Below are 21,172 nucleotides of genomic sequence, written 5' to 3' on the forward strand. Positions count from 1 at the left end.
GCTTGGCGACCATAGCGTTATGGACCCACCTGATCCCATGCCGAACTCAGTAGTGAAACGTAATAGCGCCGATGGTAGTGTGGGGTCTCCCCATGTGAGAGTAGGACATCGCCAGGCTTCAAATTTAAGATACTTGTTCTGAACGATAGGTATCGGATAAAACGAAAGTTTTATCTCCGTGTGGAGCGGTAGTTCAGTTGGTTAGAATACCGGCCTGTCACGCCGGGGGTCGCGGGTTCGAGTCCCGTCCGCTCCGCCACTTTATTAAAGAAACCTGAATCGAAAGATTCAGGTTTTTTTTTCGTCTGAAGATAAGTGCTATAAACATAGCTAAGAAATATATAGCGTTACTTAGAATTTTAATCTAAATAGAGTAATGAATTACTTGTTGTTCTTCTTCATTAGCATAAAGTGATGACTCGTTTAATTTAGATATAAAAAAACCGCCATGCAGGCGGTTTTTTATCGGTTATCTATTAACTTTTCATCATAAGCTGGTAGCCAACATAACAAGCAGCAATGCTGACAATAACGTTAAGTAAAATGTTTAAGCCTGCTTTGAAAAATTCACCTTGTTGCATCAAGACAACATTGTCCATTGAGAACGTGGAGAATGTTGTTAGTGCGCCTAGGAAGCCTAAACCGATAATAGGTCGCCATGGTGCAGCTTCAATCATTCCTTGATTAAGTGCTGACATCAATAGCCCCATGATCAAGGAGCCCAGCACGTTTACGGTTAAAGTACCGTATGGGAAGCCACGGCCAAATAGCATTACGCATAGCTCAGAAATGAGGTATCTTGAGCAGGCGCCGAATGCACCACCAAGCGCGATGAATCCTAGTAATAAATATTGGCTCATTGGGATCTCGTTTATATTTTTAGGTAATGATAGAAAGCGCTCATGATAATCGCTAGCGAGAAAAGTGAGAACTCTCCAAAAATGCAATCATTGATTTAAGTTAATATTAAATAGTCAGCGTAATACTTAGTTGTATAGCTATATTTATAGCATCATAATCATAAATAATGAATTTACTATGAGCCTTAGCTCAAGGAGGCTAGGTATGTCGCTTTACCAAACAGTGTTATTAGCGGTTAATCCTGAAGATAAAAATGCGCATAAATTGATGGTGAAAGCTGGCGTTATCGCTGAGCAAAATCACGCTGATTTACATGTTGCTTATGTTGAGCCAGGGATCGGAAACGTAAGTTTTATTGATGTGGAAGTTGAGCTACAAGAAGAGCATGATGCGATTGCAAAAAAACGCATGAAAGAGTTATCTGATTTAATTACAGCTTCTTCTCATAAAGTTAAAGCGATACATACTGCAGATGGCGATGTTTCAAAGCATATAGAGGCTTTAGCAAAAGAACTGAATGCTAGCCTAGTGATCACCGGTTACCATAAATCGACTTTTCACTTGTTTGGTGATTTAAGTGATTCTTTGGCTAATCACCTAGGTTGTGATGTATTAATTTCACAGTAACAACGAATAAAATATGCAATGTAATAATAAGCCGTGTTGATGCACGGCTTTTTGTTGTTTGTCACTTTTTATTATTTTTCTCAGTATAAAGGTTGTTGCACTATAACGGCTTCTTTATACTCATTGCTACTTGTCGGAGTGCCATATGGCTGAGACCGCATTGCGGGATCCGTTGAACCTGATCAGGCTAATACCTGCGAAGGGAACGAGAGAATGTCTTCTGCTACATATCTTAAGGGATCACTGTATGCATCTGCATAGCTGTACTTAGGTACACACCTCTTGTTTACGCCCATCCGCCAAGCATTTTCCCCTACATTGAAAAATCAAGGAAACTGCTATGTCGAATCGCAAGCAAGCGAGACTGGAAGCGAAACAATTTATTGAATCATTAACAGCACAACCATACCCGAACTCACAGAAAGTGTATGTTCAAGGTAGCCGTCCTGATGTGCTTGTTCCTATGCGTGAAATCACTTTAGCTGATAGCTTGGTTGGTGGCGGTAAAGATAATCCTATCTTTGAGCCTAACGAGCCTATTCGCGTTTACGACACTTCTGGTTTTTACACTGATCCTGAAAAAAACATCGATATCTATAATGGCTTGCCGTTAGTGCGTGAGCAATGGATCGCAGAGCGTGACGATACTGAATTACTAGAAGGGTTAAGCTCTGAGTATGCCAATGAACGTTTAGATGATAAGACGCTTGATGAGTTACGTTTTGCGGAACGTGCGCGTATTCGTTGTGCAAAAGCTGGGCGTTGTGTGACGCAATTACATTATGCGCGCCAAGGTATTATTACGCCTGAGATGGAATATATCGCGATCCGTGAAAATATGGGTCGTGCGAAATACCGTGATGAAGTATTAAACCAACAACATCCAGGTGTGAGCTTTGGTGCTAATTTACCAAAAGAAATTACGCCTGAGTTTGTGCGTAAAGAAGTGGCTGAAGGCCGAGCAATTATTCCTGCCAACATTAACCATCCTGAAACTGAGCCAATGATCATTGGCCGTAATTTCCTTGTTAAAGTGAATGCCAATATTGGTAACTCAGCGGTGAGTTCATCGATTGAAGAAGAAGTTGAAAAACTTGTCTGGTCGACCCGTTGGGGTGGCGATACGGTAATGGATTTATCAACTGGTCGAAATATTCACGAAACGCGTGAATGGATCATCCGTAATAGCCCTGTTCCGATTGGTACTGTACCTATGTACCAAGCACTTGAAAAAGTAAATGGTGTGGCTGAGAACCTTAACTGGGAAGTGTTCCGTGACACATTACTAGAGCAAGCTGAGCAAGGGGTGGATTACTTCACTATCCATGCTGGCGTACTGCTTCGTTATGTACCTATGACGGCGAAACGTGTAACCGGTATTGTATCGCGTGGCGGCTCTATCATGGCGAAGTGGTGTTTGGCACACCATAAAGAAAGCTTCCTCTATCAGCACTTCCGTGAGATTTGTGAGATCTGTGCGCAATACGATATTTCACTATCACTGGGCGATGGCTTGCGTCCAGGTTCTGTAGCCGATGCTAATGATGAAGCCCAGTTTAGTGAACTACGCACATTAGGTGAGTTAACTAAAATTGCATGGGAATACGATGTGCAGGTCATGATTGAAGGCCCCGGTCACGTACCCATGCACATGATTAAAGAAAACATGGAAGAGCAGCTAGAGCATTGTCATGAAGCGCCATTCTATACCTTAGGCCCACTGACGACAGACATCGCACCGGGTTATGATCATATTACATCGGGTATTGGTGCGGCGATGATTGGCTGGTATGGCTGTGCAATGCTTTGTTATGTGACACCCAAAGAACACTTAGGCTTGCCTAATAAAGACGATGTAAAAGTCGGTCTTATCACTTATAAACTCTGTGCCCATGCTGCTGATTTAGCAAAAGGCCACCCTGGTGCACAAGTGCGCGATAATGCCTTATCTAAAGCGCGTTTTGAATTCCGTTGGGAAGATCAATTTAATCTCGGTCTTGACCCTGAAACGGCGCGTGCCTATCACGATGAAACTCTCCCTCAAGAGTCAGGCAAAGTTGCCCATTTCTGTTCAATGTGTGGCCCTAAATTCTGTTCAATGAAGATATCTCAAGAAGTACGAGATTACGCTAAGGGGTTAGAAGACTCAGAAATCGCGATCAAGCTATTAGATGATCCACTTGAAGGCATGCAGCAAAAAGCACAAGAGTTTCGATCTAAAGGTAGTGAGTTATATCACTTAGCTAAAGAGGAAAGCTAATGAGCACCTTAAGCTTACCAAAGGTCTTATCGTCTCTGGTGATGCATATTGAGCCATTATTAGCCTCTGCTGCAGAGTATCAGTTAGGTGAGCAAGTCACGTTAATACCATCAAGCCAAGAGTGGATAGAGGTATCGACGCCCTCTTGCGTTAAACGAGTGGGCTTTGAACAAGCCTGCTCCACCCAGCTAATTGATTATGTATTTCAAGATCAATGGATGCCTTCAGAGGTAGATCTTTCGTTGATCAAAGCGCAAATACTGAAACGATCTAACGTTGTGGTATGTGGTTTACCAGTCAATGGTGGTTATCTTGATCTTTGGCATCATAATGGTGACGTTCGTGGTTGTTTCAGTGTTGAGCTTGGTAATGCGACTCAACAGAGAGCGATGTTATTGGTGGCACTCGCGCTTGATTACCCCTTAGAAGATGCTCTAGTTCTGGCAAGGGCGTATGCCCAGTCAATGCAGATGGGCATTTGGCCAACCGAGCGTGAGGCTTTCCCTGACATCGTTTGTGCTAATTTTTCAAAGCTGTTAGATATTGGTTGGCAAGATCAATGTCAGCCAGTTGAAGCTTTTGCAGCTGTTGATAGTGAAAAACTGAAGTTATATCCGGTGGTGGATTCCGTCCAATGGGTTAAGCAGTTACTTGAATTGGATGTGAAAACCACTCAGCTGCGGATCAAAGATCCGAATGCACAAGGTTTGAAGCAAGATGTTGCTCATGCTATTGCGTTAGGTCTGCAGGCAAATGCGCAGGTCTTTATTAATGACTATTGGCAACTGGCTATTGAGCATGGTGCTTTTGGGGTGCATTTGGGACAAGAAGATTTAGCGGTCGCTGATCTCAATGCCATTCAACAAGCGAATCTTCGCTTAGGGATCTCAACCCATGGGTATTACGAGATATTACGTGCGATGGCATTTAATCCCAGTTATATCGCCCTTGGTCATATTTACCCAACCACAACCAAGCAAATGCCGTCATTACCGCAAGGCGTTCACCGCTTAAAGCTGTATCAACAATTGATTGGCAATACGTTTCCAACAGTGGCAATTGGGGGGATTGATTTATCTCGTGTGCCCGTCGTTTGGAAAACAGGAGTAAGTAGTGTTGCGGTGGTACGCGCGATCACCCAGTCAAGTGAGCCTGCGATTGCCGTCGAACAACTCAATCAATGCTTATCTGAGCGGGAGGTGAAGGATGACAACTGACAGACTCTCTGATACTGCTTTTATTCGATATAACCGACAAATCATGCTGGAAGAGATGGGAGAGCAGGGGCAACTTGCACTTAACAATGCCAAGGTATTGATCGTCGGTGCGGGAGGTTTAGGCTCAGCTGCTGCAATGTATCTAGCGGCTGCGGGTGTTGGGTTACTGGTGATTGCTGATGATGATGAGGTTGAGAGTTCGAACTTGCAGCGTCAGGTGATTTATCGAGAAACCGATGTGTCACTCAATAAAGCGCAAGCAGCCTGTGATCAGCTTTTAGCATTGAACCCATTGGTACGAACGCGTGCAGTAAAAGCCAAGCTTGCAGGTTTTCAACTCGTAATGGAAGTACAACAGGCCGATATTGTACTTGATTGCAGTGACAACTGGGCTACCCGTTATGCGGTCAATCAAGCTTGTTATCAGCATCAAACACCACTGATTGCCGGTGCGTCGATAGGTTGGCAAGGACAGTTACTGGCGTTTGATTTCAGGCAGGCCTCACCGTGTTATCAATGTGTGTTTCCATTTAGTACTGAAGCGTCACCACAAGATAAAAATTGTCGTAGTAACGGCGTGATGGGGCCTGTTGTTGGCACTATTGGAACGTTACAAGCGCTTAATGCGATCAAAGCTATCGCAGGTGTTGGTGAAGTTGGGTTTGGTTTGCTACAGCAATTTAATGGCTTAACAGGAAAATGGCAGCAGGTATCAATCGATGCTGATTCTGGTTGCCCTGTGTGTGGTCAGCAAGATCAAAGAGAGGTTGTGTAAATGGCTACCATGATAAGTATCTGGTTGAACGATGAATCTATGTCTTGCGAGGCTGAGCAAACCGTTCATCAATTTGTTAAGCAGTTAGATTTACCCATACAAGGTACTGCGGTCGCGATAAATCAGCGCATTGTTGGAGCCAGTGAGTGGTCGACAACCGTCATTGCTGATGGCGATCAGATCGCGTTATTTCAAGCGATAGCTGGAGGTTAATATGTTGACTATTGCAGATAAAACATTCACATCGAGACTGTTTACCGGAACAGGTAAATACGCCAATCGTGATGTTATGGCAGAATCGATTTTAGCGACAGGCTCTGAGCTCGTGACTATGGCACTAAAGCGGGTCAATATCGCTGAGCGTGATGACGATATCTTAGCACCATTGATCCAAGCAGGAGTGAACTTACTGCCTAATACGTCAGGGGCGAAAAATGCCAAAGAAGCGATCTTTGCCGCGCAGTTAGCCCGAGAAGCATTGGGGACGAATTGGCTAAAATTAGAAATTCACCCTGATCCAAAATACCTGATGCCTGATCCGATTGAAACGCTAAAAGCGGCTGAGCAATTGGTAAAAGAAGGGTTTGTCGTACTGCCTTACTGTCATGCCGATCCTGTGCTTTGTAAGCGATTAGAAGATGTGGGTTGCGCTGCCGTGATGCCATTAGGTGCGCCGATTGGCTCGAATAAAGGGGTCGCTTCTCGCGATTTTCTTCGCATTATTATCGATCAGGCGCAAGTACCTGTGGTGGTGGATGCGGGCATTGGGGCACCTTCTCATGCCGCAGAAGCGATGGAAATGGGGGCTGATGCGGTATTGGTCAATACTGCCATCGCAGCGGCAAGTGATCCGATTGCAATGGGGCGTGCATTTAAATTGGCCGTGGAAAGTGGTCGTATGGCCTATGAAGCGGGTCTTGCAGGTAAGGTGAACCATGCAATTGCATCAAGTCCATTAACGGCATTTCTTAACGATTAAGGAGCCAACATGAGCTTTGTGGATGTTTGGCAACAAATGGATTGGGATGATATCCGTTTGTCGATTTATGCTAAAACGGCTACCGATGTTGAGCGTGCTTTAGGAAAATCAACGCTGGATCTAGAGGATTTCAAAGCCTTAATTTCCCCTGCGGCTGAACCTTACTTAGAGCAAATGGCACAACTCTCTGCGATGCTAACACGTCAGCGGTTTGGTCATACCATGAGTTTTTATGTGCCGTTATACCTTTCGAATCTGTGTGCCAATGCGTGTACCTATTGTGGTTTTTCGATGGAAAATCGCATTAAGCGCCGTACCTTGGGTGAACAAGAAATAGAGCGAGAGTGTGAGGCAATAAAAGCGCTAAATTTTGATAGTGTGTTACTGGTCACTGGCGAGCATCAAACTAAAGTTGGTATGAATTACTTTCGTGATGCGATCCCTCAAATCAAACAGCACTTCAGTTATTTGGCAATGGAAGTACAGCCACTAGAGCAAGATGAGTATCAAGAGCTGCGACAACTTGGTTTAGATGCGGTGATGGTGTATCAAGAAACTTATAATGCGCCAACCTATGCGAAGCATCATTTGCGAGGCAATAAAACCAATTTTGAATACCGCTTAGCGACACCAGATCGGTTAGCAAAAGCCGGAATAGACAAGATTGGGATCGGTGCTTTGATTGGTATGGAAGAATGGCGCACGGATTGTTTTTTTGTTGCCAGTCATTTGGCTTATCTTGAGCGGACGTATTGGCAAAGCCGCTATTCGATTTCATTCCCACGTTTAAGACCCTGTACTGGTGGATTAGAGCCTAAATCGGTGATGACGGATCGCCAACTGGTGCAATTGATTTGTGCTTATCGGTTGTTTAATCCTGAAGTTGAGCTGTCGTTATCGACTCGAGAATCACCGCATTTTCGCGATAACGTATTGCCTTTGGGGATCACTAGTATGTCGGCGGGCTCTAAAACCCAACCGGGCGGATACGCCGATGACTCGCCAGAGCTAGAACAGTTTGCGATCAGTGATGAACGCTCGGTCGCAGATGTCGCTACAGCGGTCAAGCAAAAGGGATTTGAAGTAGTGTGGAAAGATTGGCACCCCGCCTATTCCGGATAATAAAAAGCCAGTACGTGATGCGTACTGGCTTTTCTTTTTCTTATCTAAGAGTTAGCGGCTTAGCGGTGATGTCGCTTGCGTTAGCCACTCAAGATCACTACCTGCCAGCGATGGGCTGATCACGTTAAACACGGTTTGGTGATAGTTGTTAAGCCATGCAAGCTCTACGTCTGTTAGTAGTGCTGGCTCGATTAAACGCTTATCAATTGGCGCACGAGTTAATGACTCAAAGCCCATGACGTTCATGTCGCCTTGAGTTTCAACATCGACGACCAGTTCAAGGTTTTCGATACGAATACCAAATGCGTCTGCACGGTAATAACCCGGCTCGTTAGATAACACCATACCTGGCAGTAGTGCGGTTGAGTTAGCCACTTTAGAGATACGTTGTGGACCTTCATGAACACTTAAGAAGTGGCCCACTCCGTGACCTGTACCATGATCATAATCAAAGCCATGTGCCCATAGATGCTGACGCGCGAGTGCGTCAAGTTGTGAGCCTGTTGTACCTTTCGGGAAACGTGCCGAAGCCAATGAAATATGACCTTTTAGTACCAGTGTGAAGGCTTGTTTTACTTCATCACCTGGATTACCGATAGCGATAGTACGGGTGATATCGGTCGTACCGTCAGGGTATTGACCGCCTGAATCGACTAAGTAAACCGTATCCATTTGCAGCTTGCCTGGCTGTGGTTGATCAATGTGGTTATAGTGACACATTGCTGCATTACCCGCAGAGGCGGAAATCGTATCGAAGCTCACGTCACGACAGGTTGGATCTTGCTGACGGAATTGCCAAAGTTGATCGGAAAGCACTGCTTCATCTAATAGATTGCCACTTGCAACTTGATTATCTACCCACGCAAGAAATTTAGAAATCGCGACACCATCACGAATATGACACGCTTTCATGCCATTTATTTCAGTCGTATTTTTAGCGGCTTTTGGTAGCAGTGTTGGATTAGCTGCTTCAATAAGCAGTGCGCCAGCATCAGTCAGTTGCTGAGCTGCCCATGCATTACTGTTCGCTGAATCAAACTGTACACGTTTACTTGAAAGTGCGGCTAAACCCGCGGCGAGTTGCTCTGGCTCGCGGATATTGACGCCGTTACCTACGTGCGTTGCAAAACCTTCTGGTAGGCGGTGATGATCGATGTAGAAATCAACTGATGCATCGCTGTGGATCACAGCAGCTGACAGCAGAACGGGTAGGCAGTGAACGTCATCACCACGAACATTGAGTAGCCAAGCAATGCTATCAAGCTGACTTAAAAAGGCAGCATCAGCTTTTTGTTTTTTTAGTAGTGCGGCAATTTGTTCACGTTTTTCTTCACTTGATTGACCGACATACTCTAGACCCATTAACTCCGCATCCGACAGTTTTGGTGCTGGGCGATCAAGCCATAGTTCATCAATTGGGTTTTCGTTAACTGATACTAGCTCTAGTTCACCATCAAGGGTTGTCGTGGCATTTTTCAGCCATGCTGCACTGTGTAGGCGGTTATCAATAGCGACTTTGCTACCTGCTGCTAGATTTTCTAATACCCAGTGCACCGGTGGTTGCTCGATCAAATGACAATATTCAAACACATCACCCGGTACTTGCTTGCGCACTTGCACAACATAACGACCATCAACAAACATTGCAGCACGATCACGAGTGATCACGGCAGCACCTGCTGAGCCAGTAAATCCAGTTAGCCAATGAAGGCGCTCATTATGATCGGGAATGTACTCACCAAGATATTCATCTTCATGAGGGATCAGTAAGGCATCGAGCTGCTGTGTTTCAAGCCATTGACGGATTTGCTCAATACGTTGTGCGATAACTGTTTGCATGTCTGTTCCTTGTCAAGAAACCACCTTTAGAAGGCGGTTAGATCTAATTCACCCTGATCACTGTGGTATTAGCGATTTAGGTTTAATATTGTTACGTTAGCTTTTTTAGCGGCTCGCTTCAATTGTCTCTATGATAAATAACAGGGTATTCACCTTATGACTCTATTTATCTTAGTGATTAATACGTTGGCTGGTGGATTCCAATTTGGAAAAGCGGTATTGAAAATAAACCATTTTTATTCACTCTCATAACACCGTAGACTTGCGCGATCTTTTTCTAGGAACGCCACATGACAACCTCTACTTCTACCGATACTCGGCTTGTCGCCTTAATGGTGACCTTGGTGTTATTTAGCCCGTTGGCTATAGACATTTATCTTCCTGCATTGCCTGTTATGGCAAATGCTTTTCAAGTTGATCCTACCCGTGTTCAAGATACGGTGACATGGTTCATGTTTAGCCTTGGTCTCGGACAATTAATAGCTGGCCCATTAGCTGATCGTATTGGTCGTCGTCCGATTGCTCTTGGTGGTATTGTCATTTACGGCTTTAGTGCTGTGATGGCTTATGTTGCACATAGTTTAGATTTACTTTTGTTGGCACGCTTGCTACAAGGCTTTGGTGCTTGCGCAACCTCTGTTGCTGCTTTTGCTGCGGTTCGTGATAGTTTTGGCGCTGAAAAAAGCGGTCGTATGATCAGCTATTTAAATGGTGCGATTTGTTTTATTCCTGCGCTTGCTCCTCTTTTAGGCACTTGGCTTACTCATCATTTTGGCTGGCGTTCAAACTTTAGTTTCATGGCTGGATTTGCGTTAGTTGCAGGTCTTTTTGTGATGGTGTTATTTAAAGAAACACGCCCTGTCAGTACTAATGTGAAAGGCTCTACTATTAGTCTTAGTCGTTACTGGTCGGTATTACGCGAACCAACATTTTTATTTCACGCTACACTTTGCATGTTAGCGATGGCGGTGATTTTAGCCTATGTAACTTCAGCACCAGTGTGGTTGATGAACCACCTTGGTCAAGACATGAACCAGTTTACGATCTGGTTTGGTATTAATGCTGTGCTCAATATTACAGCCTGTATGGTTGCACCCAGGTTTATGGATCGCTTTGGTACTCGCCGAACGTTACGTACTGGTTTGATTATCTTAATGATGGCAGGTGCTCTGATGCTGCTATTAAGCCCATTACAGCAAGCATGGGCTTTTATGGTGCCAATCTTCATTTGTTCCTTTGGGTTTGCTTTTGTATTAGGCTCTGCAGCCGGAAAAGCATTAGCACCATTTGGCGATCGTGCAGGAACTGCAGCAGCATTATTGGGGCTATTCCAAATGAGTGGTGCTGGTGTCATGGTGAGCCTAACCCAACGATTAGATTTCTCATCTCCCGTGCTAATGACGTTACAAATGTGGTTACTGATCCCAGGATTATTGATTTTAGTGTCTAAAATCGGGCGTCGTTGGCACCCACAGTTAACGGTACAGAATTAATAAATATTATGAGTTTAAAGGTGAGGTGGTGACAGCCTTATCCGTACAGCCTGTCAAATCGACAGGCTTTTTTTTGGTTAAATTTAGCTATTCAACAATCGGGACTTTTTTATTTCGCCATTGTTGGATTACGAGTCCTGCAATAATTAATATTAAGCCGATCAATGTTGAGGGATGAATCGTTTCACCAATAATTGTGGCGAGCAATAATAAAGAGATAAAAGGTGAGATAAAAATCAGGTTACTGATCTTAGCGGTATTACGGGTTAACCGTAGCGCATTGAGCCATAAAACAAAGGTGATCCCCATTTCAAATAAACCAACATAAGTGACTGCTGCCCAGCCTTGCCAAGGTACACTTTGCCAACCGCCAAGATACAGACTCAAGCCGATAGAAAATGGCAGCGAGACTAAAAAGCCCAGTAATAAGCCGAGGATTGGATCGGCTTTATTTTTAGTATTTAAAATCCAATAGCCTGCCCATAACAGTGTCGAAAATAGCGCTAACGCAACGCCTAACGGACTGGTGAAATTCAAGGCTGAAATATTACCTTGAGTCGCAATTACCACCACACCGCCATATCCCAGCACGCAAGCTATCCAATCTTTACGCTGAATTTTTTGTCCTAAGAAAAGTGCAGCCATTAAAGTCAGAGTGATTGCCCAACTGTAGTTGATGGGTTGAGCCTGTGAAGCTGGTAATAATTCGTAGGCTTTAAATAACACTAAGTAATAAGCGAAAGGATTGATAAGTCCGAGTAATAAGTAGTAAAGCGGACGTTGAAGAAAAGTCGACTTAAGCTGGTGGAGTGTTTTTTTATAGCCAGCTATAACAATAAGGGCGAGAGCAGACACGCTACTAGCAATCACCATCATTTGAACGGGAGAAAAATAAGCTAAGGTAATTTTAAAAGCAGTGGCGACAGTAGACCAAAGTAACACAGCGGCAATGCCATACCCTAAAGCGAGGCGTTCGTTCATGACTATCCCTGTTAAAAAATGAAAAACGGTAACGCAGTGTAGGAGATGGTTATAAAGGTGAATAGCGAGTGATGATATAGCCTGTGATCGAGTGCAAACAAAAACGCTTATATCCATTATTTATTGTTTAAGTTGTTCTTCGTTAGCTGGACATTTATCCAGTATCCTCTTAGCCTTAAAAGCGAGAATAATTTGTCAGGAAGATAGAGAATTTACTATGGCAGAATGGTTAAGTGGTGGCGTTATTACCGCATTAGCAACATTGTTAGGTGCCACCGTTGCCAGTGTGATCACGGCATTCTGGTATAAAGGTCGATATGAACAAATGCTTCAGCTTGTCGAGCAACAAGCCGAGTCAGATGCGCGTTTAGCATTAAATCGTGAGCAGCAATTACAAAGCCAGCTAGCAGAAAGAAATCAAGAACTGGAAGAGTTAGATGATGATCGTGACAGATTAACCCATGAAATTCGTCAAATGCACGGTCGCTTAGCTGCGGCATTAGAAAAAATGCGTCACTTTGACGCGCTGCAAAATGAAAAGCAGTATTTATCTGAGCAGCTTGATAATTCTCGCTTAGCCAGCGCGGGGCTTGAAGCCGATCTGCGTGAGCAAGATGCCCGCCATTTTGAAGAACAAAAAGCGGCAGATGAAAAAATTAAGCTATTAGAAAATGCTGAAGAACGCTTGCGTATTCAATTTGAAAGTTTAGCTAATCGCTTATTTGAGCAGAAGACTCGAACGGTGGATGAACAGAATAAAATGAGTTTAGAAAACTTGTTGAGTCCACTCAAAGAGCAACTTGAAGGTTTCAAAAAGCAGGTTAATGACAATTTCACGCAAGAGTCTCGTGAGCGCCATACTTTAGTACATCAAATCAATAGCCTTAAACAGCTCAATGAGCAGATGGCGAAAGAGGCAATTAACTTAACCCAAGCCCTAAAAGGGGATAACAAAGCCCAAGGTAACTGGGGCGAAGTTGTGCTGGCGCGAGTATTGTCTGACTCAGGGTTGCGTGAAGGGCATGAATATCAAACTCAAGTCAGTTTAGAAAACGAAGACGGTAAGCGTTATCAGCCCGATGTTGTGGTGCATTTACCCCAACAAAAAGATGTGGTGGTGGATGCCAAGATGTCATTGGTGGCGTATGAGCGCTTCTTTAATGCAGACACTATCGCTGAGCGTGAACTCGCCATGAGTGAACATGTTGCCTCGATGCGCGCCCATATGCGTGGGTTAAGCCGTAAGGATTACCATCAGCTTCATGGCATCCAAAGTCTGGATTATGTCTTGATGTTTATTCCTGTTGAACCTGCGTTCCAAGCTGCGATTGAAGCCGATCCGGCATTAATCCGGGATGCGATGGATTTAAATATCATGCTGGTGAGTCCAACGACCTTGCTGGTGGCATTGCGTACTATTAATAACTTGTGGCGTAATGAGCGACAAAATCAAAATGCCAAAGAAATTGCTGATCGTGCAGGCAAGCTTTACGACAAATTACGCTTATTTGTTACGGATATGGAAGCGATGGGACAATCGTTAGAAAAAGCGAATCAAAGCTATCAAGGGGCGATGAATAAACTGGCAACAGGTCGTGGCAACGTGATCCGCCAAGCAGAAAGTTTCAAACAACTAGGGGTTGAAGTGAAACGTGATATTAGTGCTCCGCTGGTGGAAAAGTCACAATCTAACCTAACTGAATACCGAGGATTTTCTCATATTACCGTGCCATCTGAAGGGGATTTATCATAATGGTAGGTAAAGCGCTTTGAGCAAAGAGCAACCATCAAGTACACTAAGCCCAGTTGAATAAATGCATTTAATACTGATGACGCTGCGTAAGTAGATGCCAAGCGTCATCAGTATCTATAAACGGATTGAACATGACGGACACCACACAAGATACGACTCACTTTGGCTTCCGTACCGTCGCCAAAGAAGAGAAAGCAACCATGGTTGCTGAGGTTTTTCACTCGGTTGCAGCAAAGTACGACATCATGAACGATTTGATGTCGATGGGTATTCACCGCGTTTGGAAACGCTTCACGATTGACTGCAGTGGTGTACGCAAAGGTCAACGTGTACTGGATTTAGGCGGTGGTACCGGTGATTTAACGGCGAAATTTTCACGTATCGTGGGTGAAACAGGTCAGGTTATTTTGGCTGATATCAACAACTCGATGTTGAACGTTGGCCGCAGTAAACTGCGAGACAGTGGCATTGTCGGTAACGTGGGATATGTTCAAGCTAATGCTGAAGAGCTGCCGTTTCCTGACGATTACTTTGATTGCATCACCATCAGCTTTTGTTTACGTAACGTCACCGACAAAGACAAAGCGCTGCGTTCAATGTATCGCGTGTTAAAACCAGGCGGTCGTTTATTAGTATTAGAGTTCTCAAAGCCGTTACTAGAACCATTATCAAAAGTTTACGATGCGTACTCATTCCACCTATTACCAAAAATGGGTGAAATTATTGCCAATGATGCAGAAAGCTATCGTTACCTTGCTGAATCTATCCGCATGCATCCTGATCAAGAAACCTTGAAAGGGATGATGGATGAAGCTGGATTTGATCAAACCAGTTATTACAACTTAACGGGCGGTATTGTTGCCTTGCACCGTGGTTATAAGTTCTGAGGATGACTCTATGCCGTTAGATGCTTTTGTTACCGGTGCGGTTGAAACATCACTGAATCAATTACTCAAAGACGATGCTGATAGTCAGCGTCGTCTTACTCGTTTACGCGGTAAAGTCATTAGCGTTACGCTAAATGAATTTAACAAAACCTTGTACTTTGTTTTCAGTCATCAAATTGATGTGCTTGCTGGATTTGAAGGCGAGGTGGATTGCCAATTAGCTTTAAACCTTACGGTGTTACCCGAGTTACGACAACAAGCTAACTTAACGCAACTAATTAAAGCCGATAAGTTAGCACTCGATGGCGATCTACAATTGGCTCAGCATTTTTCCACTTTGCTAAGTGGTTTGAAGCCCGATGTCGAAGAAAAATTATCGCAATATACGGGTGATGTAGTTGCTCATACTTTAGTCAGTAGTGTAAAGTCGGGGAGTCGATTTATTCGCCAAGGGGTAAAGAATCGCCAACGCGATTTAGCGGAAGTGATCACTGAAGAATGGCAACTATTACCACAGCCTTTAGAAATGGTGCATTTTTACGATCAAGTGGATGACTTGAAATCGGATGTTGCGCGTTTTGAGGCCCGTTTGAACCAGTTACTTGAGCGATAAATTGGCAATGATGAGCTACTCAGAAATAAAACGGTTGTACCGTATTATTCAAGTACAACTGCGCTATGGATTGGATGACTTTATTCCGGTTGATCCACGTACCGAACTTCCTAAAAAATTACGTAAATCGCTATTTTGGATCAAAAATGAATACCCCGATGTGCCATTGGGTGAGCGTTTACGTTTAGCATTGCAAGAACTCGGTCCGGTATGGATCAAGTTTGGTCAAATGATGTCAACGCGTCGCGATCTTTTTCCGCCGCACATTGCAGATCAGCTGGCATTATTACAAGACCAAGTTGAACCTTTTGATGGCAAATTAGCTAAACGTACTATTGAGGAATCATTAGGCGGGCCGTTAGAGCAGTGGTTTGACGATTTTGATGAAGTTGCATTAGCGTCAGCATCGATTGCTCAAGTGCATACTGCAACCTTAAAAGAAAACGGCAAAGAGATTGTTTTTAAAGTTATTCGTCCTGATATTAAGCCGATTATTGAAGCTGACATTAAGCTGATGTACAGGATGGCCGAGATAGTTTCTCGTCTCCAGCCAGAAGCGCGCCGCTTACGTCCTGTTGAAGTGGTTCGCGAATACGAAAAAACCTTGCTTGATGAGCTCGATTTAATGCGCGAAGCGGCGAATAGTATTCAACTTCGTCGTAACTTTGATGGTGATGAAACCTTATATGTACCAGAAGTTTATACTGATTATAGCAGTATTAATCTTCTTGTAATGGAACGTATCTATGGTATTCAAGTTTCTAATATTGAAGGCTTGAAAGCCAATGGTACGAATTTAAAACTATTATCGGAAAATGCAGTTAATATCTTTTTTACTCAGGTATTTCGTGACAGCTTTTTCCATGCCGATATGCACCCAGGAAATATTTTTGTCTCCTATGAGCATCCGGAAAATCCGCAATGGATTGCGCTAGATTGCGGCATTGTAGGGACACTTAACCGAGAAGATAAACGATACTTAGCGGAAAACTTATTGGCTTTCTTTAATCGTGATTATCGTAAGGTTGCAGAATTACACGTTGATTCTGGCTGGGTTCCTCATGATACCAATGTGGATGAGTTTGAATTTGCTATTCGTACAGTGTGTGAACCTATTTTTGAAAAGCCACTGTGTGAAATATCATTCGGCCATGTGTTGTTAAATTTATTTAATACTGCTCGCCGTTTTAATATGGAAGTGCAACCGCAGCTGGTCTTGTTACAAAAGACCTTGTTGTATGTTGAAGGCTTAGGACGCCAGTTGTATCCACAACTTGATTTGTGGGCAACAGCCAAGCCGTTCTTGGAAAACTGGATGTCACATCAGGTAGGTCCGCAAGGCATTCTTGATGCAATAAAAAGTAAAGCACCTTTTTGGGCTGAAAAATTGCCTGAATTGCCTGAATTACTTTACGACAGTTTGCGCCAAGGCAAGGTAATGAATCAACGTATTGATAAACTCTATGATAACTTCATGGAAAATCGACGTACTCATAACCAGGCAAGGTTCTACTTTGGTATCGGTGCCACCTTTATGGTGTGTGCTGCAATACTTTTTGGTGATCAAGTAGCAACGTACCCTGCAGTTTCTGTTGGTGTAGGAACCCTATTTTGGTTGCTAGGATGGCGTACCTGCCGAAAATAATCGGTTGGGCTTTCGCCTATACTTATAGTTGCGTTAATAAACGCACTTTCGTTATTAACCACATAAAGCTGAGGTAAAACAAGCATGGGTGGTATCAGTATTTGGCAATTGTTAATCATTGCACTGATCATTGTTCTTTTGTTCGGAACAAAAAAACTTCGTACTCTAGGCGGCGACCTAGGTTCTGCAGTTAAAGGTTTCAAAAAAGCAATCAGCGATGATGAAGCAGCTGCAGCAGCACCTGCTGCGAAAAAAGAGTCAGACAACGATGCTGACTTTGAACAAAAGAAAATTGCTGACGAACAAAAGCCAGCGGATCAGACGACAACTAATCAAAAAGACAAAGAGCAGGTTTAAGACGTGTTTGATATCGGGTTCTGGGAGTTAGTACTGATCTCCGTGGTGGGATTAGTAGTACTGGGGCCAGAACGTCTACCCGTTGCGATTCGTACGGTATCGCAGTGGATAGGTGCTGCTCGTAATATGGCAAACTCGGTGAAAGATGAATTGTCTCAGGAACTGAAAATTCAGGAACTGCAAGCCAATTTAAAAAAAGCCGAACAAATGGGAATGAAGGACTTAGCGCCTGAATTGCAAGACTCTGTTGATGAGCTTAAAAAAGCGGCTTCAGATGTTCAGCGCCCCTATGCTGATAAAGACGAGCAAACCTCAGCAACGACTTCACAAAAGCAGGAATAAATTACATCACTATGTCAAAAGTCGAAGATACGCAGCCGCTATTTAGTCATTTACTTGAACTACGTACGCGACTTTTGCGTTCTATCATAAGTGTACTGGTGGTTTTTCTATGTTTAGTATGGTTTTCCAATGATATCTATGCCTTCTTAGCTGCACCATTAGTAGAGCGAATGCCTGCCGGTGCAACTATGATCGCTACAGACGTTGCTTCACCGTTCTTTACACCGATAAAACTGACCTTAGTAACCTCAGTGTTTATTGCTGTGCCAATGATTTTGTATCAAGTCTGGGGTTTTATTGCTCCAGGTTTATACAAACATGAACGCAAGCTAATTATGCCATTGTTGTTTTCCAGCTCATTGCTGTTTTACGCCGGTGTCGCATTTGCTTATTACGTTGTGTTTCCATTGGTCTTTAAGTTCTTCACCAGTGTCGCCCCTCAAGGGGTAGAGGTGGCAACAGATATTTCGAACTATCTCGATTTCGTCCTCGCGCTATTTATGGCGTTTGGCATCGCTTTTGAAATTCCTGTTGCTATTATTCTGTTGTGTTGGACTGGTGCGACTGATCCGGAATCTCTACGTAGTAAACGTCCTTATATTATCGTAGGTGCGTTTGTTGTTGGTATGCTGTTAACACCGCCTGATATTGTTTCTCAGACCTTGTTGGCTGTACCTATGTGTTTATTGTTTGAAGTTGGCTTATTCTTCTCACGTTTTTATGTGCGTGATAATGATGAGTTGGATGATAGCGAGCACGAAGAGCAGCAGTAAATAGTACTTTGTACTATGTGATGATGAAAAAAACCGACCTAATCGTCGGTTTTTTTATATCTTGAATATGGGTTTGGCACAGAATGGATCGGCTCGATATACTGAGTGACACATAGTGCTGTGTAGAGAATGGATAAACAGATGATAGATATTGGTGTTAACTTAACAAACAACCGTTTTGATAAAGATCGTGCGGACGTGATCACGCGTGCTCAAGAAGCGGGTGTGAAGCATTTAATAATTACGGGCACCAGTATTGAAGAGAGCATTGAAGCGCAACAAATGGCGCAGCAATGGCCGAACTACTGTTACTCAACCGCTGGCGTTCATCCGCATGATGCAAAATCTGTCTCCGATCTTTTGTTACCAGAAATTCGTTCACTAGCAGCAGAGCCTGAAGTAGTAGCAATTGGTGAATGTGGGCTTGACTTCAACCGCGACTTTTCTCCTCGTCCACAGCAAGAAGCAGTATTTGAAGCACAATTAGCCTTAGCGGCAGAGTTACAATTACCCGTTTTTATGCATTGCCGAGATGCGCATGAGCGTTTCATTGAAATCCTTATCCCTTGGCGAGAGAAATTACCGGCGGCAGTGCTGCATTGTTTTACTGGCTCTGAGCAAGAGCTAAAAGCATGCTTAGCGCTAGATTTACACATTGGTATTACGGGGTGGGTATGTGATGAGCGTCGTGGTCAAGAGCTACGTCAAGTCGTGCGTCATATTCCCGCCAACCGCTTAATGATTGAAACCGATTGCCCATATTTATTGCCTCGAGACTATCGTCCGAAGCCAAAATCGAGTCGCAATGAACCCAAGTTTTTGCCGCATATTGCCGCGGTGATAGCTGAGTGTCGTGGTGAAACACCTGAGCAAGTTATGATGCAGTCAGAGGCGAATAGTCTGGCTTTTTTTTCGATTTAAGCCACATTGGTCAGTCTGAGTGATATTATCTAATCCTATTTTTTAGCAAGGAGTTTGTCGTGTCAGTATCTATTCAAGGTGCGTTTCCTGGTCGTCGTATGCGTCGGATCCGTAAGCATGATTTTAGTCGTCGTCTAATGTCAGAAAATCAATTATCTGTGAATGATTTGATTTATCCGATGTTTGTTTTGATGGGTAAAAATCGTCGTGAAACGGTTGACTCAATGCCGGGTATTGAGCGCTTATCTATTGATTTGTTACTTGAAGAGGCGGCATATCTTGCGAAACTAGGTATTCCTGCGATTGCCTTATTCCCTGTTGTGTCTCAAGAGTTTAAATCAGAGTTAGCAGAAGAAGCTTATAATCCAGAAGGCTTAGTACAAACGGCGGTGCGTGCACTTAAATCGCATGTGCCTGAGCTTGGTGTTATTACCGATGTCGCATTAGATCCGTTCACCATTCATGGTCAAGACGGCATCATTGATGATGAAGGCTATGTTTTAAATGATATTACGACAGATATTTTAATCAAGCAGGCGCTATCTCATGCTGAAGCTGGTGCTGATATCGTTGCCCCGTCTGACATGATGGATGGTCGTATTGGTGTAATTCGTGAAGCATTAGAAAATGCAGGTTATATCAATACCCAAATCATGGCGTACTCTGCTAAATATGCATCGAATTACTATGGCCCATTCCGTGACGCTGTCGGTTCATCTGGCAACTTAAAAGGCGGCGATAAGAAAACTTACCAAATGGATCCTGCGAACAGTGATGAAGCTTTGCACGAAGTGGCAATGGACATCAATGAAGGCGCAGATATGGTAATGGTAAAACCGGGTATGCCATACCTTGATATAGTTCGTCGTGTGAAGAGTGAGTTGCAAGTACCAACGTATGCTTACCAAGTGTCTGGTGAGTATGCGATGCACATGGCTGCGATTCAAAATGGTTGGCTAAAAGAGCGTGAAACCATTATGGAATCACTATTGTGTTTTAAACGTGCAGGTGCTGATGGGGTATTAACTTACTTTGCGAAAACCGTCGCTGAATGGTTAGCTCAAGATGCTGCTGAGCGCGCTGAATGTTTACAGCAGAAGCCTGAGTAAACGTTATTCCTAATATAAAAAAGCGAGCATGGTGCTCGCTTTTTTAATATCAGTAAAACACCTATCAGGGTTTTACATTGCGGTTGATCGGATTTTGTAATGAGATAAGCGTTTCAGTGGATTGCACTTCATCAATGGCTTGGAGCTTATCAATCAGCACGTATTGCAGCTCTTCAATGGAATGGCACATCAATTTGACAAAAATGTTGTACGCCCCAGTGGTGTAATAAGCTTCAACCACTTCATCAAGCTCATTTAGTTTTGCTAATGCAGAATGATAATCACGGGCGGCATTCAAATTAATACCAATAAAACAGCAAACGTCATAGCCCAATAACTTAGGGTTAATGATCACTTCCGTCCCCGTTATAATTTCTGCAGCCCGCATTTTTTCTACTCGTACGTGCACGGTAGCAGGACTGACATTAAATCGCTTCGCCATTTCAGCGTAAGGAATACGAGCATCATTCATTAAGGCATTAAGGATATCGCGATCTAAGTCGTCGATACGAATGGATGGTGTCATAGGTGATCCTTTTACTATGCGAGGGATTTATTTTTATCGTTGTATCTTATACTTATCTGATGGTGTGATACCAGAGCAAAGGATGATTTGTA

At 43.6% G+C, this 21,172-nt stretch carries 21 protein-coding genes, 1 tRNA gene, 1 rRNA gene and 1 riboswitch; of the genes, 19 read left to right on the forward strand and 4 right to left on the reverse strand.

Annotation, left to right across the window (positions count from 1 at the left end; translation table 11 throughout):
• Position 1 precedes the first annotated feature (1 nt).
• A 5S ribosomal RNA gene (gene rrf / locus C9J45_RS14635) occupies positions 2-117 on the forward strand.
• A 65-nt stretch (positions 118-182) separates the two neighbouring features.
• Positions 183-259 (forward strand) — tRNA-Asp (locus C9J45_RS14640).
• A gap of 217 nt (positions 260-476) precedes the next feature.
• On the opposite strand, the gene crcB is transcribed toward C9J45_RS14640, so the two are convergent.
• The gene (gene crcB / locus C9J45_RS14645; RefSeq protein ID WP_005372395.1) at positions 477-860 is read right to left on the reverse strand and encodes a fluoride efflux transporter CrcB; all 384 of its coding nucleotides are present in this window, start codon (positions 858-860) and stop codon (positions 477-479) included.
• Between the two features lie 205 nt (positions 861-1,065).
• Between crcB and C9J45_RS14650 the strand changes: the two genes are divergently transcribed.
• From C9J45_RS14650 to thiH, 7 genes are all read left to right on the forward strand, one after another.
• The gene (locus tag C9J45_RS14650; protein ID WP_107207831.1) at positions 1,066-1,488 is read left to right on the forward strand and encodes a universal stress protein; all 423 of its coding nucleotides are present in this window, start codon (positions 1,066-1,068) and stop codon (positions 1,486-1,488) included.
• A gap of 124 nt (positions 1,489-1,612) precedes the next feature.
• A riboswitch (TPP riboswitch) is annotated at positions 1,613-1,710 on the forward strand.
• Between the two features lie 118 nt (positions 1,711-1,828).
• Positions 1,829-3,748, forward strand: coding sequence for a phosphomethylpyrimidine synthase ThiC (gene thiC, locus C9J45_RS14655; protein WP_107292707.1), 1,920 nt, complete (start codon positions 1,829-1,831; stop codon positions 3,746-3,748).
• A complete protein-coding gene (thiE, locus tag C9J45_RS14660; protein ID WP_107292708.1) occupies positions 3,748-4,965 on the forward strand; it encodes a thiamine phosphate synthase in 1,218 nt (405 codons plus the stop codon). The genes thiC and thiE overlap by 1 nt, the downstream gene beginning before the upstream one ends.
• Complete coding sequence (locus tag C9J45_RS14665; protein ID WP_107247558.1) at positions 4,955-5,740, forward strand: HesA/MoeB/ThiF family protein; 786 nt, start codon at positions 4,955-4,957, stop codon at positions 5,738-5,740. Before thiE ends, C9J45_RS14665 begins: the two co-directional genes overlap by 11 nt.
• Positions 5,741-5,953 carry a sulfur carrier protein ThiS gene (gene thiS / locus C9J45_RS14670; RefSeq protein ID WP_107261200.1) on the forward strand — a complete coding sequence of 71 codons (213 nt, stop codon included), beginning with the start codon at positions 5,741-5,743 and terminating at the stop codon, positions 5,951-5,953.
• A gap of 1 nt (position 5,954) precedes the next feature.
• On the forward strand, positions 5,955-6,719 hold the full coding sequence (locus tag C9J45_RS14675; protein WP_107207827.1) for a thiazole synthase: 765 nt from the start codon (positions 5,955-5,957) through the stop codon (positions 6,717-6,719).
• A 9-nt stretch (positions 6,720-6,728) separates the two neighbouring features.
• Positions 6,729-7,841 (forward strand): 2-iminoacetate synthase ThiH, encoded by a 1,113-nt coding sequence (gene thiH / locus C9J45_RS14680; RefSeq protein ID WP_107292709.1) that lies wholly within the window; start codon positions 6,729-6,731, stop codon positions 7,839-7,841.
• A gap of 51 nt (positions 7,842-7,892) precedes the next feature.
• Here the strand turns inward: thiH and C9J45_RS14685 are convergent, their stop codons facing one another.
• Positions 7,893-9,680, reverse strand: a complete 1,788-nt coding sequence (locus C9J45_RS14685; RefSeq protein WP_107247557.1) for an aminopeptidase P family protein — start codon at positions 9,678-9,680, stop codon at positions 7,893-7,895.
• A 290-nt stretch (positions 9,681-9,970) separates the two neighbouring features.
• On the opposite strand from C9J45_RS14685, the gene C9J45_RS14690 reads away from it, so the two are divergent.
• Complete coding sequence (locus C9J45_RS14690) at positions 9,971-11,173, forward strand: multidrug effflux MFS transporter (protein WP_107207824.1); 1,203 nt, start codon at positions 9,971-9,973, stop codon at positions 11,171-11,173.
• An 87-nt stretch (positions 11,174-11,260) separates the two neighbouring features.
• Here C9J45_RS14690 and C9J45_RS14695 read toward each other — a convergent pair whose 3' ends face one another.
• Positions 11,261-12,154, reverse strand: a complete 894-nt coding sequence (locus tag C9J45_RS14695) for a DMT family transporter (RefSeq protein ID WP_107207823.1) — start codon at positions 12,152-12,154, stop codon at positions 11,261-11,263.
• 217 nt (positions 12,155-12,371) lie between these two features.
• Here C9J45_RS14695 and rmuC point away from each other — a divergent pair, with 217 nt between their 5' ends.
• The 9 genes from rmuC to hemB all read left to right on the forward strand — a co-directional run bounded on the left by rmuC (position 12,372) and on the right by hemB (position 20,554).
• Complete coding sequence (rmuC, locus tag C9J45_RS14700; RefSeq protein WP_107292710.1) at positions 12,372-13,907, forward strand: DNA recombination protein RmuC; 1,536 nt, start codon at positions 12,372-12,374, stop codon at positions 13,905-13,907.
• A 131-nt stretch (positions 13,908-14,038) separates the two neighbouring features.
• Positions 14,039-14,794, forward strand: a complete 756-nt coding sequence (gene ubiE, locus C9J45_RS14705) for a bifunctional demethylmenaquinone methyltransferase/2-methoxy-6-polyprenyl-1,4-benzoquinol methylase UbiE (RefSeq protein ID WP_107207821.1) — start codon at positions 14,039-14,041, stop codon at positions 14,792-14,794.
• 10 nt (positions 14,795-14,804) lie between these two features.
• Positions 14,805-15,407, forward strand: coding sequence for an SCP2 domain-containing protein (locus C9J45_RS14710; RefSeq protein ID WP_107207820.1), 603 nt, complete (start codon positions 14,805-14,807; stop codon positions 15,405-15,407).
• A gap of 7 nt (positions 15,408-15,414) precedes the next feature.
• Entirely contained in the window at positions 15,415-17,052 is a 1,638-nt protein-coding gene (gene ubiB / locus C9J45_RS14715; protein WP_199187122.1) for a ubiquinone biosynthesis regulatory protein kinase UbiB, read from the forward strand.
• An 84-nt stretch (positions 17,053-17,136) separates the two neighbouring features.
• Complete coding sequence (tatA, locus tag C9J45_RS14720) at positions 17,137-17,409, forward strand: Sec-independent protein translocase subunit TatA (protein ID WP_045084591.1); 273 nt, start codon at positions 17,137-17,139, stop codon at positions 17,407-17,409.
• Between the two features lie 3 nt (positions 17,410-17,412).
• Complete coding sequence (gene tatB, locus C9J45_RS14725) at positions 17,413-17,751, forward strand: Sec-independent protein translocase protein TatB (protein WP_107207819.1); 339 nt, start codon at positions 17,413-17,415, stop codon at positions 17,749-17,751.
• Positions 17,752-17,762: 11 nt separating this feature from the next.
• Positions 17,763-18,524, forward strand: a complete 762-nt coding sequence (gene tatC, locus C9J45_RS14730; RefSeq protein ID WP_105061471.1) for a Sec-independent protein translocase subunit TatC — start codon at positions 17,763-17,765, stop codon at positions 18,522-18,524.
• A gap of 141 nt (positions 18,525-18,665) precedes the next feature.
• Positions 18,666-19,445 (forward strand): 3'-5' ssDNA/RNA exonuclease TatD, encoded by a 780-nt coding sequence (gene tatD, locus C9J45_RS14735; RefSeq protein WP_199187120.1) that lies wholly within the window; start codon positions 18,666-18,668, stop codon positions 19,443-19,445.
• 59 nt (positions 19,446-19,504) lie between these two features.
• On the forward strand, positions 19,505-20,554 hold the full coding sequence (hemB, locus tag C9J45_RS14740) for a porphobilinogen synthase (RefSeq protein ID WP_107261190.1): 1,050 nt from the start codon (positions 19,505-19,507) through the stop codon (positions 20,552-20,554).
• Positions 20,555-20,618: 64 nt separating this feature from the next.
• On the opposite strand, the gene asnC is transcribed toward hemB, so the two are convergent.
• Positions 20,619-21,080: a transcriptional regulator AsnC gene (gene asnC / locus C9J45_RS14745; RefSeq protein ID WP_005372443.1), complete on the reverse strand. Its 462-nt coding sequence runs from the start codon at positions 21,078-21,080 to the stop codon at positions 20,619-20,621.
• Positions 21,081-21,172: the final 92 nt, after the last annotated feature.

Source organism: Photobacterium sp. GB-1, from assembly GCF_003026165.1.
In the GTDB taxonomy this organism is placed as follows: Bacteria; Pseudomonadota; Gammaproteobacteria; order Enterobacterales; family Vibrionaceae; genus Photobacterium.

Bases quoted from the DNA above. Each gene is read 5' to 3' on its own strand.
- crcB (WP_005372395.1), bottom strand. From the start codon at position 860: ATGAGCCAATATTTATTACTAGGATTCATCGCGCTTGGTGGTGCATTC.
- C9J45_RS14650 (WP_107207831.1), top strand. From the start codon at position 1,066: ATGTCGCTTTACCAAACAGTGTTATTAGCGGTTAATCCTGAAGATAAA.
- thiC (WP_107292707.1), top strand. From the start codon at position 1,829: ATGTCGAATCGCAAGCAAGCGAGACTGGAAGCGAAACAATTTATTGAA.
- thiE (WP_107292708.1), top strand. From the start codon at position 3,748: ATGAGCACCTTAAGCTTACCAAAGGTCTTATCGTCTCTGGTGATGCAT.
- C9J45_RS14665 (WP_107247558.1), top strand. From the start codon at position 4,955: ATGACAACTGACAGACTCTCTGATACTGCTTTTATTCGATATAACCGA.
- thiS (WP_107261200.1), top strand. From the start codon at position 5,741: ATGGCTACCATGATAAGTATCTGGTTGAACGATGAATCTATGTCTTGC.
- C9J45_RS14675 (WP_107207827.1), top strand. From the start codon at position 5,955: ATGTTGACTATTGCAGATAAAACATTCACATCGAGACTGTTTACCGGA.
- thiH (WP_107292709.1), top strand. From the start codon at position 6,729: ATGAGCTTTGTGGATGTTTGGCAACAAATGGATTGGGATGATATCCGT.
- C9J45_RS14685 (WP_107247557.1), bottom strand. From the start codon at position 9,680: ATGCAAACAGTTATCGCACAACGTATTGAGCAAATCCGTCAATGGCTT.
- C9J45_RS14690 (WP_107207824.1), top strand. From the start codon at position 9,971: ATGACAACCTCTACTTCTACCGATACTCGGCTTGTCGCCTTAATGGTG.
- C9J45_RS14695 (WP_107207823.1), bottom strand. From the start codon at position 12,154: ATGAACGAACGCCTCGCTTTAGGGTATGGCATTGCCGCTGTGTTACTT.
- rmuC (WP_107292710.1), top strand. From the start codon at position 12,372: ATGGCAGAATGGTTAAGTGGTGGCGTTATTACCGCATTAGCAACATTG.
- ubiE (WP_107207821.1), top strand. From the start codon at position 14,039: ATGACGGACACCACACAAGATACGACTCACTTTGGCTTCCGTACCGTC.
- C9J45_RS14710 (WP_107207820.1), top strand. From the start codon at position 14,805: ATGCCGTTAGATGCTTTTGTTACCGGTGCGGTTGAAACATCACTGAAT.
- ubiB (WP_199187122.1), top strand. From the start codon at position 15,415: ATGATGAGCTACTCAGAAATAAAACGGTTGTACCGTATTATTCAAGTA.
- tatA (WP_045084591.1), top strand. From the start codon at position 17,137: ATGGGTGGTATCAGTATTTGGCAATTGTTAATCATTGCACTGATCATT.
- tatC (WP_105061471.1), top strand. From the start codon at position 17,763: ATGTCAAAAGTCGAAGATACGCAGCCGCTATTTAGTCATTTACTTGAA.
- tatD (WP_199187120.1), top strand. From the start codon at position 18,666: ATGATAGATATTGGTGTTAACTTAACAAACAACCGTTTTGATAAAGAT.
- asnC (WP_005372443.1), bottom strand. From the start codon at position 21,080: ATGACACCATCCATTCGTATCGACGACTTAGATCGCGATATCCTTAAT.